Origin of the sequence: Vibrio ordalii ATCC 33509 (assembly GCA_000257205.1) — a bacterium.
GTDB classification, from domain to species: Bacteria; Pseudomonadota; Gammaproteobacteria; order Enterobacterales; family Vibrionaceae; genus Vibrio; species Vibrio ordalii.
Window position 1 is genome coordinate 1 of sequence record AEZC01000153.1, and the last position, 16,608, is coordinate 16,608.

Genomic DNA, 16,608 nt, shown 5'->3' on the forward strand with positions numbered 1-16,608 from the left:
AAGGCGCTGGCGTTAACGTCGAGGTGGTGAACGATGAATCCACACCACAGGGGTTGTTGGCACGCATTGACCAAATCGCGACGCTCGCTGATGCAAAGCCTCAAGCTAAAGCGCTCAAACAGCAAGTTCAAAGCACAATAGCGGCGTTAACCCACCATCAATCTACCCACAAGACACCGAAAAAAGTACTATTTCTCCTTATCCACGAAGGAAGGGCAGCCAACGTGGCGGGCAGTGACACCACGCCAAACAGCATTATTGAGTTGGCTGGCGCGGTTAACCCCGCCGCTGAACAAGTGACGTCTTATAAACCACTGTCGATGGAAGCGATAATCGAGATGCAACCGGACGTGATTTTAGTCAGTGGCCGCAGTTATGAAAAACTCGGAGGAGCCGACGCCATTTTGCAATCCATACCGACATTAGTGGCAACTCCGGCTGGGATAAATAAGCAGATCATCACCATCGATGGCCACGCTCTCGTCGGCGGGTTAGGCCTTAAAAGCCTAGCTGAAGCGCAACGTCTAAACGCATTGCTCTATCCTTAAGGGGCCTATTTTGTTACGTCATCTCTCAAGAAATGTGGTGAATGCAACACTACTACTGTTGGTGGTTTTGGTTAGCCTTTATTCGATTACGGTTGGCCCAATGAATATCAGCTTCAGCGACAGCATAAAAAGTCTCGTGCTGCACTCCAATGACATTGCCGCGCACATCAATTTAGTCATCCACGAGATACGCTTTCCGCGGACCCTGCTCTGCTTGTTGGTCGGCGCAATTTTGGCGCTGTGCGGAACGGTGATGCAAGGCTTGTTTCGTAATCCATTAGCTGAGCCTGGCATTATCGGTGTTTCGGCAGGTTCAGCCCTCGGAGCCGCACTTGCGATTGTGCTATTCGCCAATTTAGCGCTGTTTTCCAACCCGTGGATGAGCGCTGCGGTGGTACCTATTTTTGCCTTTTTAGGCGGTGCATTGACTACCTTGTTGGTTTACCGATTAGGCACCAGTAAATTTGGTACTTCCGTCACCATCATGCTACTCGCAGGCGTCGCCATCAGCGCGCTATCGGGGGCGGGTATTGGCTATTTGAATTATGTTGCAGACGATCAAATGCTACGCGATCTCTCATTGTGGTCAATGGGATCACTGGCGGGTGCAAACTGGCAAAATATTCTCTTGTGCGCTGTGACCTTACTGCTGCTGCTCGTCTGTTTCTCCCGTCGAGCGATGGCGCTCAACGCATTATTACTTGGTGAGTCTGAAGCGCGTCATCTAGGCATTTCTGTGCAACGGCTTAAACGTTCAATGATTTTACTCAGCGCACTCGGCGTTGGAGTGACCGTCAGCGCGGTGGGCATGATTGGTTTTATCGGTTTGGTCATCCCTCATCTAGGCCGGATGCTGGTTGGCCCCGATCACCGTAGTTTGATCCCCATTTCAGCTTTACTTGGTGCACTCTTACTCACTGTCGCCGATATGTTTGCCCGTATAGCAGTGGCACCTGCGGAGCTGCCTGTCGGGATTGTGACTGCGCTGGTGGGTGCACCTTTCTTCCTTTATCTTCTGTTTCAACAAAAAGGCAAAGTATTTTGAGTACAACGGCAGCGATCCAAGCCAGTAATATATCGGTTAAATTTGGCCATCGAACCATTTTGGATAAGATTGATATTGAGATTTTTTCAGGTCAAGTCACGGCGTTACTTGGCCCCAACGGTGCTGGGAAAAGTACCTTGCTGAAAATACTCAGCGGTGAAATCTCATCAACAGGCAAAATGGCTTACTTCGGTGTTCCGCAAGCACTGTGGCAACCGAATGAGTTAGCAAAGCACTTGGCCATTCTTCCGCAGCAAAGTACGTTGAGCTTTCCTTTTATCGCTCAAGAAGTGGTGGAATTAGGTGCACTGCCATTAAATTTAAGCCATCAACAAGTCAGTGAAGTGGCGCTACACTACATGCAGCAAACCGATATCAGCGATAGAGCGAACAATCTCTACCCGGCCTTGTCGGGTGGTGAAAAACAACGTTTACATCTGGCCCGGGTATTAACTCAACTTCACCACTCCGGTGACAAAAAAATCCTGATGCTAGATGAACCAACGTCAGCGTTAGATCTGGCTCACCAGCACAACACACTGCGCATTGCACGTTCATTAGCACGCCAAGAGCAGTGCGCTGTTGTCGTCGTGCTGCACGATCTCAACCTTGCGGCTCAATATGCAGATCGAATGGTGATGCTGCACAATGGCAAACTGGTTTGTGATGCGCCACCTTGGGAAGCGCTCAATGCAGAAAGGATTGAGCAGGTATATGGCTACTCGTCGCTTGTCGCCGCGCATCCAACCATGGATTTTCCTATGGTCTACCCCATCTAATATTGTCCTTAATAATTGTCCGTATTTGTGGGCGCATCCCTTCGCTATAATGCGCCCCTATTCTTTATCTCGTTTTTTAAAAGGTACCCCATGAGTCAGTACGTCGTCTGTGCACTCTATAAGTTTGTTGAACTCAATCACTACCAAGAGCTGCAAGCACCGCTTCTTGAACTAATGGAGGAAAACCAAATTCGTGGCACGCTATTATTAGCCAGTGAAGGAATTAACGGCACCGTGGCATCAACACGTAAAGGGATAGATGCGCTACTAGCTTGGCTTGATGCTGAACCGAACTTGAAAGGCACGGTTTACAAAGAATCACAAGCCTCAGAGCAGCCATTTAACCGTACCAAAGTGAAGCTAAAAAAAGAGATTGTCACTATGGGCGTTGAAGGCATCGACCCTCGCCACGTTGTGGGCACTTACGTGAAACCAGAAAACTGGAATGCGCTAATTTCAGACCCTGATGTGCTGGTTGTCGATACCCGTAATGATTATGAAATCCAAATTGGCACCTTCAAAAATGCGCTTAACCCACACACTGAAACCTTTCGTGAGTTTCCTGATTATGTGAAGAAGAACCTCGCACCAGAGAAACACAAAAAAGTCGCGATGTTTTGTACTGGCGGGATTCGCTGTGAAAAATCCACGGCTTATTTAAAAGAGCAAGGGTTCGATGAGGTGTACCATCTCGAAGGTGGCATTTTGAAATACTTAGAAGAAGTGCCGCAAGAAGAGAGCTTATGGCAAGGTGACTGCTATGTTTTTGATGGCAGAGTGGCGGTAGGGCACGCTTTAAAAGAGAGTCACTACCATGTATGTAACGCTTGCCGTTTGCCGATTACCGATGAAGACAAACAGAGCGAACACTATGAGCAAGGCGTCAGTTGTCCATCTTGTTTCGGTACTCACTCTGCGGAGCAATTGGCACGTTTCCGTGAGCGAGAAAAGCAAGTTCAGCTCGCGAAACAGCGTGGCGAAGCACACATTGGCGGCGATACCGCATCACTGATCGAGCAAAAGCGTGCGCAAAAATTAGCACGTAAAGCTGAGCAGCGCGGCTCAAAGCGCTAATATTTATCCCAATGCTTACTTCAAAGGATTCAAATCCTATTGGAATAGAAAAAGGCCGCAGCGTTAAAACTGCGGCCTTTTTTTAAAAAAATCACTGAATACCGTATTTCGCTAAAATGGCATCAAATGTTCCGTCAGCTTTAATCGTGGCTAACCCTTTGTTATACGCATCAATATATTTCTGCGCATTAGGGTTCGCTTTGCCTGAGGTAACATGTAAAGGATTTTTAGACAAAGATGCAGTGGTAAACTGAAAATCACTGCTATTTAAGCCCGCCTCTTTCATGGTCGATAACGCGACCAACTTATCTTCAAGGGTAAGATCGATTCGTTTAGCTTGCAATTTCTTCAAGTTAGTCGTGAGATCATTAGCATCCGGCTTGTTGAAATTAGTGGCGGATAAAAAATCATCCCCATAACCGTAACCCCTAACGATGCCCACATTCTTACCACTTAAACTATTTAAATCTGAAAATTCAAATCCATCACCTGCTCTTTTTATAAAGCTCAGTTCATTTTCTAGGTAAGTATCACTATAAACCAAGTAGCCTGTTCGCTCTTGCGTATACCAAGTAGCTGGAAGCAAGTCGATACGTCCTTTAGTCACCTCATCTAATGCTCGTGACCAAGGCATGATTTGGAAATTGACGTCATAGCCCTGTGTTTTCATCGCCGCAACAGCGATGTCTACCGATAGCCCCGGCATACTTTTGTCCGGTGAAATAAAAGGTGGCCATGGATCTTGTGCAGCCGTGATTGTCGCGGCAAAGCTACTCGGTAAAACCATCATCACACTGAAAATAAAGATCATCAGACGCTTCATACTTTCTTCTCCTTGAAGGTGGAACTTATGTTTTGAACTTATGTTTTGAACTTACGCATATGAGTTTTAATATTTGAGCTCAGCTGAAGAACTTCTTTCGTTCTCTGAGCATTATCTTGACCACTACTCGACAGCTCATTGGTGGCCTCTGATGCTTCAACAATCGCTTGACTGACTTCATCAATAGCTTGTTTCTGCTCTTCTGTTGCATGCGAAATCTCGCCATTTCTTTCAGAAATTTCAGAGATAGTATTTTTCACCTGCTCAACAGAATGCTGTGATTCGGAGACTCGTTTAGCGGTGCTTTCCAACAAATTCGAGATGCGGATGATTTCTTGCTCAACCGATTCTGTTGCACTACTTAGCGAGCGAATATTGGTTTGGATCTGTTCGGTGGATTGGCTAGTCTTGGTCGAAAGGTTGCGCACTTCGTCAGCCACTACTGCAAAACCACGACCATGCTCACCTGCGCGTGCTGCTTCAATAGCAGCGTTCAGAGCCAGCAAGTTGGTTTGCTCGGAAATGTCATTAATCACCCCGACCACCGTTGATATTTTTCGCCCTTCATCAAGCAGCTTATGCATTTCCGCGTTTACCGAACCCATTTCGGAACGCATATTTACAATCTCGACGGCAGAGCGTTCTATTGAGTGGTAAACATTGTCGACCAGTTGAGAAGCCTCACTCGCTTGCCTTGCGGCGTCATTAGCGGTTTCAGCCACTGTTGCCACCGACTGACTCATTTGAGTAGAAGCAGCGGCAACCGTCGACAAGCTGTGCTTTTGTTGATCAATTTGCTGTGCATTTTTCAAGGCAATTTGGCCACTCATTTCCGCGGTATCTTTTAGTTGCACAGACGCCTCAGTCACTTCTATAACGATCTCTCGTAGTGACTCTGTAAAGTGGTTAATACTGCGAATAATCTGCGAAAATTCTCGATACTTAGGTTCCGGTATAATGTTACTTAGATCACCTTCTCCCGTAGCAAGGTCGGCTACTCGTTCAGTTAAATCATTGAGTGGATTTAGCACTGTTTTTGTCAGCGCGAAAATCAAGAAGACAATCATAACACTGTCTAAAATTAACAGCTCGACGAGACTATATTGGAGGCTTTGCAATAGTGTTTTTTCTAATCTCTCAGTGTTATAAAAGAGTTCAATCTGCCCAACCTCATTTTCCTTATCATATTCGATGAAGGTAAGCTTCTGCACTGAGGAAAGCATTGATTCATAGCGCTGTCCTTCATTCGTCGCTATCTCTATTACTTCTTGTGATTCGGGGGATAGTGTTAAAAAAAGAAGCGGCGTACCACCTGCATCTTTCACTCTAGCCGCCTGAATCTCTGGGTTATTCAACTCTGCTGAAATCGTGAGTTTTGCAGCTTGTAAATCAAAATCCCAAATTGATTTTGGCAGGCTATAGCTTAAGCGCTCTTTTGCATTTGATATAGAAATGTCTAAGTTATGCTGCAGTTCCTTTTTCTTGGACTGATAATCAATGTAGCTCGAAATGCCTAAAACAATAGACACTGCTAACACGACTTGGATAACAAAGATCACTTTAACACTTTTCCACATACTTCATTTCGCCTTAATCAATGGTATGAGTTAAGCACTGTGCGTTGACTTCATCGCACCGCATGATAGCCATCTGACTCTTGTGTTTAATGAACAGGACGCAGACCAGAAGAGAGGTCAATATCATCTCTGCTATTGTCTGAACTCATACCGATCATGTTGATCTCACTTATCTTTTACTTAAGGATAGACCAAGAAAGAAAAAGGTTATTATTTTTTGAGCCGAAAGTTTACTTTCGGCTTAATTTAGAATTGAGTAGCGAATGAAGAAGCGCTGACGGGCTGGATAGGAGAGTATTTGGCCGTAACCAACGCATTTAATAGTGATACTCCTGTCGCCTCTTGTTCGGTAAACACTCTTGCACTCATCACTGCTTTTCCGCCGTTGATGAACACTTCTAATGAAGAATTATCCGCGAGAATCTGCAGCTCAACCTGCTCACACTCTAAGGCCAATTCACGAATCACATCACCTTGGCGTATCAAAGTATGGGAACGATCAAAGCGTAATACTTTTTGCTTCGCATCCAAACTCAGTTCAACGTATTGCTCATCTTTTTCAAACAAACGTAAGCTTGCCCCCCACGGTAAAGTGATGCACATTTCAAAACTTTTGGTGTTGAGAATGGTGCATTTATCGCTCAACTCCAAACTTAACGGGTGGTGGCATAACTGCTCTAGCTCCCTTATAGGCCTTTGAATAATTTGACCATTATCAACACTCAACTCACGCAGTGCGGTCAGTTGATGCAACCAGCCGCTGTCACAGCTAGGATGATTAATTTCGTCAGGCAACCCCATCCATGCACACAAGACGCGCCGCCCGTCTACCGTTTGCATGGTTTGAGGAGCATAAAAATCAAAGCCGTGATCCAGTGGTTGCAGATTACAAAAGTGAGGATGATCATTGTCATCCCATAAGACTTTTGCAATACGATTTTGATGGACAACTGTGTGATTCACGTTATCTGAAATAATCCCTTGAGGACCAAAAACAAAATAACTTTGGCCCGCGATTTCAAACAGATCGGGACATTCCCACATGTAACCTAGCGGCGCGATTTCTTCACCAAATAGACCATCGAAATGCCACTCTTTAAGATCATGTGAATGGTAAATAGCCAGCCGACCTTGCAACTGCGTTGTTTGCGCGCCAAGCAACATGAGCCATTTCCCTCGGTGGCGCACTATTTTAGGGTCGCGAATGTGTTCCGTGACACCCGTTGGCAAATTACGGATCACTGGGCCACGTTTTTCAAAACGGAGACCATCTTGCGACACGGCTAAACATTGCGTTGTTTGACGCAATCGCTGGTCACCTAACCGAACATTGCCAGTATAGAAGAGCATCAACTCATCGTTGTGACTTAAAGCATGACCAGAAAAAACCCCATGGCTGTCGTACCAATCTGATGGAGTCAGTGCAATACCTTGCCATTGCCAGTGAATAAGATCAGTACTCGTCAGTTGTACCCAATATTTATCCTTGTGCTCACACCCATAAGGATACCACTGATAAAAAAGATGATATTTTCCTTGGTGATAAATGAAACCGTTTGGATCATTGAGCAGCCCTTGCGGCGGAGAAATATGCCACGTTGGACGAAATGGACAATCGTTTGGCGAAGAATAGGCGTACGCATTAAGCCGCAGCTGAGAATCAATCATTCGACCTAAACTGTTGATCAGTTCATCGGCATATTCATTGATGCTATCTTGTTGAATCAAAAATGAAAGCTGCCATTCACCGAGCACTTCTTGCAATCGCATATGGCTCGGCAAAACATTGACTAAAGCTGGATCTCGCAGCGCAATAACGATTTCTCCTCTTGGTGCGAGTACTCGCTGAATATTGGCCGGGCCGCCAACTAATCTCACCATCTCTTCAAATGACATTTTTTCCACTGGCACTGTTTCTAATGACATGACTTACACTCAATTTTTGGGAACGATTGCAAAATATAAAAAAATAAGCCTGCTTGCAAGCATTGGTGAAATATTGCCCTCAATTATGCGGGCTTCCCCTCAGCAAGTACCTTCAGCCTTAGCCGGTTTCACGTTCGATATTTTGGAATGTTAGCACGACTTTACTCATCTCCTGCCCACGACCAGCAATACGTTCAAGCAACATCTTGGCTGCGTTTTCACCTGCTTTATCAAAGGCATAGTTGAATGTTGATAAGCTTGGGTTACTGACAAATGCGAGCTCATCATTGCCAACTCCTAATACTTTAATTTGCGATCCAACCTGAACTCCAGACTCTTGCAGTGCTTTCACCGCTCCAACCGCAATTCTATCGGTTGCGCAAAAAAGGCCATCTAATTGTGGGTATTGCGTGATTAATGTTTTAGCTTGTAAGTAACCAGATTCAATCGAAAAATCACCACGCACATGAAACAACAGGGTTAAATTGTTGATACCCAGTGCTTGCTCTAATCCTTGAGAACGCAAACAATCCACCGCTACGTCATCGCTCTGAACACCAATAAAACCAATGTGTTGACAACCTTTTGCTATCAACCGTTTACCCGCTTCGAATCCTACGCGAAGATCATCATGAACAATACTTGGGATATCGTGCAGTGAGCCATCTTGCCCAACCAATACCACCGGGACATTAGATTGTTGGATTGCTTTCACTAATGGCATATCAAGGTGTGTGGCGTAAAGTACAATGCCTTCGACCCTCTTTTGATTAAATATTTGAATATATTCCAATTCTTTAGCGTGATCTTGATGAGTATTGGCAAGCAACACGTGTTTGCCCGCTTGTTCAAATATGGCACTTAAACCATCAACGCCTTGTGCTGTCGCATGCGAAGAGACTCGCGGAACGATGACTCCAATTAAATTGGTTTTTTGTGATTTGAGATCTTTAGCGACTTGGTTGACCATATAGCCGCATTCGGAAATTGCCTTTAAAACTTTGATTTTTGTAGACTCTTTAACACCATACTCATCATTTACAACGCGTGAAACCGTCGATTTAGAAACTCCGGCCAGCTTAGCGACATCGTGCAAACTCGACATACATAACCTTACTCATTCTGTTTTGGGATTGTTTGCAAAACTCAGCGCAGCAAACGATCGAATAATGTGATTCTAACGCTGTTTGTAGAATTATCGATCTCTCTTTTACTGATCTAATTCACAGAATCAATGGTTGTCTTTTGACTACTTTGAATTATTCATCAAAAATCCATCTTGCAAACGTTCCCAAAAATACTTATTTTAATTTTATCCAGCATGCTTATCTTAAAGAGATCAAGTCATCTGGATACCAAACAACAACCGGGGTGGGTTATGAACTATCCAGTCATAGCAAAACAATTATTAGAGCAATTAGGTGGCAGAGAAAATATCCAAGCCCTTGCTCACTGTGCAACACGTTTAAGATTAGCGCTAAAAGATGACGCATTGGTTGATGAACAAGCCATTGGCTCACTTGAAGGTGTCAAAGGACAATTCAAAGTCGCTGGCCAATATCAAATTATTTTTGGCTCCGGTATCGTTAACCAAGTTTATGCGGAAATGGCCAAGCTGACCGGCCTTGCTGAAATGTCAACCAATGATGTTTCAAGCGCGGGTGCACAAAAGCAGAACCTAGTGCAGCGCGCCGTTAAAGGGTTGTCTGACATTTTTGTCCCTATTATCCCGGCCATCGTTGCTGGCGGTTTATTGATGGGGTTGTTCAATGTACTGACAGCCACTGGGCTTTTTATCGAAGGGCAGTCACTGATTGATGCCAACCCGGGCTTGGCTGATCTTGCCAGCATGATCAACACCTTCGCTAACGCCCCTTTTGTTTATCTTCCTGTTTTGTTGGCATTTTCTGCTTCTAAAAAATTCGGCGGCAACCCATTCCTTGGCGCTGCATTAGGTATGTTGATGGTTCACCCAGACCTGCTCAATGGTTGGGGGTTTGGCGGAGCTTCTGTCGCAGGCACCATCCCTACTTGGAATATTTTTGGCTTTGAGATCCAGAAAGTCGGCTATCAAGGCTCTGTCTTACCCGTTTTAGTCTCTGCCTTTATTCTTGCAAAAATAGAAAATGGCCTGCGCAAAATTATCCCTTCTGTACTGGATAATTTACTGACGCCTATGCTCTCAATTTTCATTACAGGCTTTTTAACCTTCACACTGGTTGGCCCTATTACTCGCGATATCGGCTTTCTATTAGGTGATGGTCTGAACTGGCTATACGATTCTGCTGGTTTCATTGGTGGTGCGCTGTTTGGCTTTATCTACGCACCGTTTGTGATTACTGGCATGCACCACAGCTTTATTGCTATCGAAACACAATTGCTGGCTGACATCGCCATTACTGGTGGCACGTTTATTTTCCCTATCGCTGCCATGTCAAACGTAGCGCAAGGAGCAGCGGCTTTAGCGGTTGGTATGAACACCAAAGATATCAAACTGAAAGGCATTGCGATTCCATCGGGTGTAACTGCTCTTTTGGGCATTACCGAGCCGGCTATGTTTGGTGTAAACCTGAAACTTCGCTACCCATTTATTGCCGCGATCATAGGTTCAGCTTGTGCTAGTGCATTTATCACCTTGTTTAATGTCAAAGCACAAGCGTTAGGCGCGGCTGGGCTTCCAGGAGTGATTTCTATTAACCCAGAGAAAATCAGCTACTACATCATTGGCATGCTGATTTCTTTTGTCATTGCCTTTACCTTAACACTTGTTTTGGGTGCCAAAGAGCCCACAAAGCTTGATAAGCAAGCGACAGCGTAACCCCCAAGGCTGTTATGCTCCTAAGCCTGCTCGATGTGAGTGGGCTTATTTCTTCAGCGAATAACACGGATATTGGAGGAAAAAATGAATCGAGTTTGGGTAACAGGCGACGCGGTCGTCGACTTAATTCCTGATGGTGAAGCACACTATCTAAAATGTCCGGGCGGCGCTCCGGCGAATGTGGCTGTTGCCATCGCAAGATTGGGGGGTAAGAGCGCCTTTTTTGGCCGTGTGGGTAATGACCCTATGGGGCACTTTATGCAATCCACATTAACCGAAGAGAAAGTGGACACCCGATATTTGCAGTTGGATGAGCAGCAAAGAACATCGACTGTCGTGGTCGATTTAGACTCGCACGGCGAACGCAGTTTTACCTTCATGGTTAAGCCTAGCGCGGATCAATTCATCCAATACTCAGACATTCCAACCTTTTCCGCGGGTGAATGGCTGCATTGTTGCTCAATTTCTCTAGCCAACGAACCGAGTCGCAGCACTACCATTGAAGCGATTAAACGCATCAAAACCAACGGTGGATTTGTCAGTTTTGATCCCAATCTACGCGAAGAGGTTTGGCCTAACCCCGCAGAGATGATCCCGGTGGTGATGAGCGTGGTCGCAATGGCGGATGTGGTTAAGTTTTCCGATGACGAACTGCTCTTGCTCACGCAGCGCCCTAGCCTTGAGCAGGGATTAATCTCAGTGAAAGAACTGAACATTCCGCTGGTTGTCATTACTCAAGGCGCAAAAGGAGCACTGGTGATCACAACAGAGATGCAAACACTAATAGCAGGGAAAGCGGTCACGCCGATAGATACAACTGGCGCAGGCGATGCTTTTGTCGGTGGATTGCTTTGCCAGTTGTCATTACATAAAGAGTGGTTTACTAAGGGTACTATCATAAAGGCCGTGCAATGGGCTAATGGCTGCGGAGCATTAGCCACCACCCAGAAAGGGGCAATGACAGCGCTACCAGATAAGCACATGCTTGATCAATGGATTGGCTAAAATGATAATGCTGCCGTAAGCCACAATGGATAAGAAAAACAAAATAGCTAGAGACAATTTTGTGATGTAAATCAATGTAAACTGATGGTTTTCTAAATCTATTTGCTACACTTACAGCATCAACACACAAACAACCACCAGACTTAATGCAAAGATTAGTAAAATATGAACGATGTAAACGATGGGTAGTTAGCTTTTTATATTGCTTGCTGCCTATTATCATTGCTAGCCCAATCATCGCTTGGCAGACACGATCTGATTTGAACAATTATATTAAAGATAAACTCAAAGTAGGTGAAACTCAGTTTAATCGGATCATTCGAAATGCTGAAGTCTCTAACCAACGTGCATCATATTACCTACAGATGGAATGCAAAGAGGTATTTCCATATTTACGAGATCTTGTTGCCACCACACCCGATATCCGCACATTAAACTTGGCAAAAGATTCAAACGTTTATTGTAATTCATTAGACGGTGAAATCTTCCGTCAAGCTCGGCATTATGTGGAAAATGAACTCTATTTATCTAATAACAGTCGGTTAACTCCCTCTACACCAGTGCTCACTTTTCACCGTCACTATCCTCAAGGCTCAGTGATAAGTGCCGTTAATGGTTACCACATAACCAATATCATTGCTCTATTAAAAGATTATGGAGCGCTCTACTTTGAGGTTGGTGAAAATAATATCAATAGTAAAGGGGCGTTTTCAAACAAACAAACTCACTCAACGATCAGCCTCATCTCCTCCCGCTATCCTTACACATTTTCAGCTAAACTGACGTTAAATGACTATTGGCTTTATTTTAAAAACACCAAACAAACCAGTACGATGTTAGTTCTCCTTATGGGTATTGGTTTAGGCGGCTTTGCTTATTGGAAACTAGGCCAAGCTTCGTCAATGCAGGGAGAAGTGAAACGCGCTATTCAATCCAACGAGTTCATTCCGTATGTACAACCGATTGTTGATGGTAGTGGCCAGCTCTGCCATATCGAAGTGCTTGCCCGCTGGCAACATCCTGTTCATGGATTAGTGAGGCCCGATCTTTTTATTCCCTTAGCGGAGGAATCTGGGCTAATCATTCCTATTACGACTCAGTTAATGGCGCAAGTTGAGCATGAACTTTCATTGCATCAAGCACAATTTCCAGAGCATTTCAGTATTGGATTTAATATTTCAGCCAAGCACTGCGTAGCTTCCAATTTGTTTGATGATTGCAAACGTTTCATTGAAACCTTCAACAATCGTAAACATATTTTGACGTTAGAACTCACCGAAAGAGAGCTGGTTACTGACAGTGATGAAGCAAAAAAACTCTTCCAATCACTGGATAAGATAGGTGTGTTGCTAGCAATTGATGATTTTGGTACAGGGCACTCTAGTTTTAACTATTTGCAAGAGTTCAAGTTTGATATTTTAAAAATCGACAGAAGCTTTATTACCATGATCGGTAGCGATGCGATCTCTAGCCACATTGTTGAAAACTTAGTCGATTTAGCCAAGCGACTTGAGTTAAAAACCATCGCAGAAGGTGTGGAAACCCAAAAGCAAGTTGACTTTTTGAAGGAAAGGGAGATTGACTATTTACAAGGTTATTTCTTTTATAAGCCTATGCCGCTCAGTGAGTTTATCACTCTGCTTAAAACCACCTAAATCAATCTCTGGCATTCCAATAGGATGATAACTGGAACTTCAGTGGTTATTTCTTATGACGAGAGGCCAACTGAGCACGGTAGCGAGCTAAATGAAAACGTTTTCGAACTGGCTGATGAGCAGACAGTTGCTTTAACACTTGGTTGAGTTGTTTATTGTGATGCTGGCTATGATTCGCCGCTGATTGTTCATCATCTTCAATGAAGAAAGACGCAACGCTGGCCGTCAATAAACCAAAAAGTGTTATGCCAGTCAGCATTAAAAAGACCGCAACACCACGGCCAAACGGGGTAACAGGATACATATCACCATACCCTACCGTAGTAATCGTGGTCATTGCCCACCAAATCGCATCAGAAAAATCATTGATTGGGCTATCCGTTCCTTTTTCGACCAAATAGACAAAAGCCGCAGAAAGAAGCACTGTCGATAAACTGGTTAGCCCAATAAAGCTGAGCGTTTTTTGCCTTAATACAGCTTTGGTTTGACGCCATGCTCTTGGCAAAATCAGTAAAATACGCAAAAAACGGAGCGGACGCAGGAATGGCATGGCAACAATTAGTACATCTGGCCAGTTTTTTACCATGTAATGCATAGGATGTGGGCTGAGTAAGACCTTAACCAGTAACTCCGTTGCAAACAATCCCCAAATAATCCATAGCAGATGCTCCAGAAAATCAAGCTCTTCAGGCTGTAAAGGTGCAATATCTGGCAGTAATGCGACGATCACATACACTACCGATAGCAGCAGCATCGGAATTTCAGTTTTATGCTCGATCGCAGACAGTAGCTGTAAACGTATTTTTAATTTCATGATTCAAATACCTTTTTCCGTTTACCTTAGCGCCAAAAATACCAAGAGAGAATCGTATAACCATCCCTTTCATTACCCAATTAGCACCCAACTCAAAATGGAACTCACTATAAACTAGGTAGTTGAAATGTAAAGAATGGTGACCTTAATAGAGCTTAATATCGCCTCGAGGATTATTTTAAGCTCTTCACTACCAACAACTCACTTACAAAAAACCCGAAAACACCATAGGATCTAAGTTTCAATTGTGATACTATGCACAACTTTATGGATATCTCTCTATTTTCATATGGACGTGACCCGATACCCAAGCCACTTAGGATGCTGTCGATGACCAGTAAGTGAGGCCTAAAAAACATCAATAAAATGGTGTGATTGGCGTCAATGAACGTGATCAATACAACAATGCTGCAAGTGGGACAGGTATAACTCCGTTGTTTTACTCCGAGGTCACTTATTACCATGTCTTTTTTAAAAGATTTAGCCATTCGCAAAAAAATTGCGCTTGCCTTTACTATTATCGCGTTAGTCAACATCGCCTTCGGTTATTACCTATATCGTTCATTGAACGATATACAAGATGACCTACTCAATCTAACGGATGACACACTCCCATCAATGATGATGGTCAATAACGTCAAATACAATATGGCTTCTGTGCGACGTGCTCAAATCAGTTTGCTTTCCGCAACCGATCAAGCCGAAATTACGGAAGACATTCGTTGGATGCCAGAACGTTATGAGGAAATTGATAGTGCGCTAGCCACTTATGAACGCGCCGTTTGGACCGATCATGAACGGTCTATTTTTATGCCTGTTAAGAATCTGTGGCGCGATTATTTAACCGCATTAGGCTCTTTTAATAATGATATTCTCAGTCAAAACAAAGCAAAAGCGCAAAGTGATATCTCCGCTTCTCTGGCTACCTTTGAACGTTTAGAGAGTGCGGTTGATGATCTTCTCAATTTAAACCAAACCTTTGTTGTCAAAAACCGCTCTGAACTGATGACGCTTATTCAAGCTATCGCCTCATTTTCCACAGGCAGCATTGTTGCGCTGATGGCATTTATGGTGTTCATTACACTATTACTTTCTCGCTTAATCTGCCAGCCATTGCAGTTAGTTGTACAGCAAGCGAACGCCATTGCTAGCGGTAATTTAAGCCATCGATTAGCACGTCAGCATATTGGGCAAGATGAGCTAGGTGAACTGGCCGATGCGTGTTCAAGTATGCAAGAGAATTTACGCTCAATGGTGGAAGAGATCATCGCCGGAGCGACTCAACTATCTCATGCTGTCGATGAAGTTAGCGCCGTCTCTGAACAGACATCACAGGGTATGCAAGAGCAACAGGTCGAGGTCATGCACATTGCGACGGCTATGACACAAATGAAATCGACGGTTGCAGAAGTGGCAAGAAACACAGAAGTCGCCTCTGACGCCGCTCGTGAAAGTAACCAACAATCTATCCTTGGATCAAAACAGATGGATTCCGTCGCGAATGCTATCTCTCTTGTGACCCAAGAAATTGATCAAGCAGAACAACGCGTATTAGAACTTGAGCAGCAAGCGCAGCAAATTAACGTTGTCGTTGACGTGATAAGCAACATCGCCGACCAAACCAACTTACTGGCTCTGAACGCAGCAATTGAAGCGGCTCGTGCTGGTGAACAAGGGCGTGGTTTTGCTGTTGTTGCTGATGAAGTTCGTGCTTTAGCCGGCAAAACCCAGCAATCGACGGGTGACATCGTCAATATAATCCAAAGCCTACAAACATGCGCACTGCGTGCTCGTGAAGCGACGTCACAAAGCAGTGTACTTATGGGGCAATGTGTTGAGCAAAGTGGCCAGACTCAAATCGCGATTGACCACATAAGTAATCAAAGCGCGCATATTGCTGATATGACCATTCAAATCGCCAGTGCGTGCGGAGAGCAAGATTCGGTTAGCGAAGAGCTCAGCCGCAATATCGAACGCATTAGTGAATCAGCCAAACAAGTTGCACAAGGTTCTTCCAGCGCCGCTCAAGCGTGTGCAGAGCTGAGTCAGTTGGCAGCAATGCTACAAAATACGGTACGTCGCTTCCAAGTCTAACCTCATATCGTGGGTTCAAAAATAACGGCCTCTTTTGAGGCCGTTATAGTATCCATTCTCTTGCTATTTATAGCTTAAATCTGTCGCTTTACCTTTAAAGATTCGGTAAACCACAAAGGTGTACAGCAAGATCATCGGCATCACAATCACGACACCAATGCCCACTACCAATAAGCTAGCCGTAGAGGCGGCTGATTCTTGAGCCGTCATTATCCCGGGGACGACATCAGGGAAGAAGCTATAGGCTAATCCAAGAAAGCTTAATGCAAAAATTAGCATCACGCCAAAAAATGGCCATTGAACTCCCATATCATTCACTACAGGCACTCTTTTTAAATAGCGATCAACCATAAAAATCGTGACTAACACCACCAGCGGAACAGGAGCTAATAACAGCATTTCAGGGAAACTAAACCAACGTTCCGCGACCAGTGGATTAAATAACGGGTT

At 44.4% G+C, this 16,608-nt stretch carries 14 protein-coding genes; 8 read left to right on the forward strand and 6 right to left on the reverse strand.

Annotation, left to right across the window (positions count from 1 at the left end; translation table 11 throughout):
* From VOR_RS0110965 to trhO, 4 genes are all read left to right on the forward strand, one after another.
* On the forward strand, positions 1-548 hold a 548-nt coding region (locus VOR_RS0110965), incomplete at its 5' end, for a heme/hemin ABC transporter substrate-binding protein (protein WP_010319751.1).
* A gap of 10 nt (positions 549-558) precedes the next feature.
* On the forward strand, positions 559-1,593 hold the full coding sequence (locus tag VOR_RS0110970) for a FecCD family ABC transporter permease (protein ID WP_029627117.1): 1,035 nt from the start codon (positions 559-561) through the stop codon (positions 1,591-1,593).
* Entirely contained in the window at positions 1,590-2,372 is a 783-nt protein-coding gene (locus tag VOR_RS0110975; protein ID WP_010319753.1) for a heme ABC transporter ATP-binding protein, read from the forward strand. Before VOR_RS0110970 ends, VOR_RS0110975 begins: the two co-directional genes overlap by 4 nt.
* 90 nt (positions 2,373-2,462) lie before the next feature.
* Positions 2,463-3,446, forward strand: coding sequence for an oxygen-dependent tRNA uridine(34) hydroxylase TrhO (gene trhO / locus VOR_RS0110980; protein WP_010319754.1), 984 nt, complete (start codon positions 2,463-2,465; stop codon positions 3,444-3,446).
* Positions 3,447-3,537: 91 nt separating this feature from the next.
* Here trhO and VOR_RS0110985 read toward each other — a convergent pair whose 3' ends face one another.
* The 4 genes from VOR_RS0110985 to VOR_RS0111000 all read right to left on the reverse strand — a co-directional run bounded on the left by VOR_RS0110985 (position 3,538) and on the right by VOR_RS0111000 (position 8,877).
* Positions 3,538-4,269: a transporter substrate-binding domain-containing protein gene (locus VOR_RS0110985; RefSeq protein ID WP_010319755.1), complete on the reverse strand. Its 732-nt coding sequence runs from the start codon at positions 4,267-4,269 to the stop codon at positions 3,538-3,540.
* 38 nt (positions 4,270-4,307) lie between these two features.
* Positions 4,308-5,846 carry a methyl-accepting chemotaxis protein gene (locus VOR_RS0110990; RefSeq protein WP_010319756.1) on the reverse strand — a complete coding sequence of 513 codons (1,539 nt, stop codon included), beginning with the start codon at positions 5,844-5,846 and terminating at the stop codon, positions 4,308-4,310.
* Between the two features lie 246 nt (positions 5,847-6,092).
* Positions 6,093-7,772 carry a glycoside hydrolase family 32 protein gene (locus VOR_RS0110995; protein WP_010319757.1) on the reverse strand — a complete coding sequence of 560 codons (1,680 nt, stop codon included), beginning with the start codon at positions 7,770-7,772 and terminating at the stop codon, positions 6,093-6,095.
* 118 nt (positions 7,773-7,890) lie between these two features.
* Positions 7,891-8,877: a LacI family DNA-binding transcriptional regulator gene (locus tag VOR_RS0111000; RefSeq protein ID WP_010319758.1), complete on the reverse strand. Its 987-nt coding sequence runs from the start codon at positions 8,875-8,877 to the stop codon at positions 7,891-7,893.
* A gap of 273 nt (positions 8,878-9,150) precedes the next feature.
* Here VOR_RS0111000 and VOR_RS0111005 point away from each other — a divergent pair, with 273 nt between their 5' ends.
* From VOR_RS0111005 to VOR_RS0111015, 3 genes are all read left to right on the forward strand, one after another.
* Complete coding sequence (locus tag VOR_RS0111005) at positions 9,151-10,590, forward strand: sucrose-specific PTS transporter subunit IIBC (protein WP_010319759.1); 1,440 nt, start codon at positions 9,151-9,153, stop codon at positions 10,588-10,590.
* A gap of 84 nt (positions 10,591-10,674) precedes the next feature.
* Entirely contained in the window at positions 10,675-11,595 is a 921-nt protein-coding gene (gene cscK, locus VOR_RS0111010) for a fructokinase (RefSeq protein WP_010319760.1), read from the forward strand.
* A gap of 260 nt (positions 11,596-11,855) precedes the next feature.
* A complete protein-coding gene (locus tag VOR_RS0111015; RefSeq protein WP_286118392.1) occupies positions 11,856-13,250 on the forward strand; it encodes an EAL domain-containing protein in 1,395 nt (464 codons plus the stop codon).
* A 46-nt stretch (positions 13,251-13,296) separates the two neighbouring features.
* Here VOR_RS0111015 and VOR_RS0111020 read toward each other — a convergent pair whose 3' ends face one another.
* On the reverse strand, positions 13,297-14,064 hold the full coding sequence (locus VOR_RS0111020) for a potassium channel family protein (protein ID WP_010319762.1): 768 nt from the start codon (positions 14,062-14,064) through the stop codon (positions 13,297-13,299).
* Positions 14,065-14,526: 462 nt separating this feature from the next.
* On the opposite strand from VOR_RS0111020, the gene VOR_RS0111025 reads away from it, so the two are divergent.
* On the forward strand, positions 14,527-16,158 hold the full coding sequence (locus tag VOR_RS0111025) for a methyl-accepting chemotaxis protein (RefSeq protein WP_010319763.1): 1,632 nt from the start codon (positions 14,527-14,529) through the stop codon (positions 16,156-16,158).
* A 63-nt stretch (positions 16,159-16,221) separates the two neighbouring features.
* Here VOR_RS0111025 and VOR_RS0111030 read toward each other — a convergent pair.
* Positions 16,222-16,608 (reverse strand): cytochrome d ubiquinol oxidase subunit II (locus VOR_RS0111030; protein WP_010319764.1); only part of this gene is annotated, 387 nt, incomplete at its 5' end.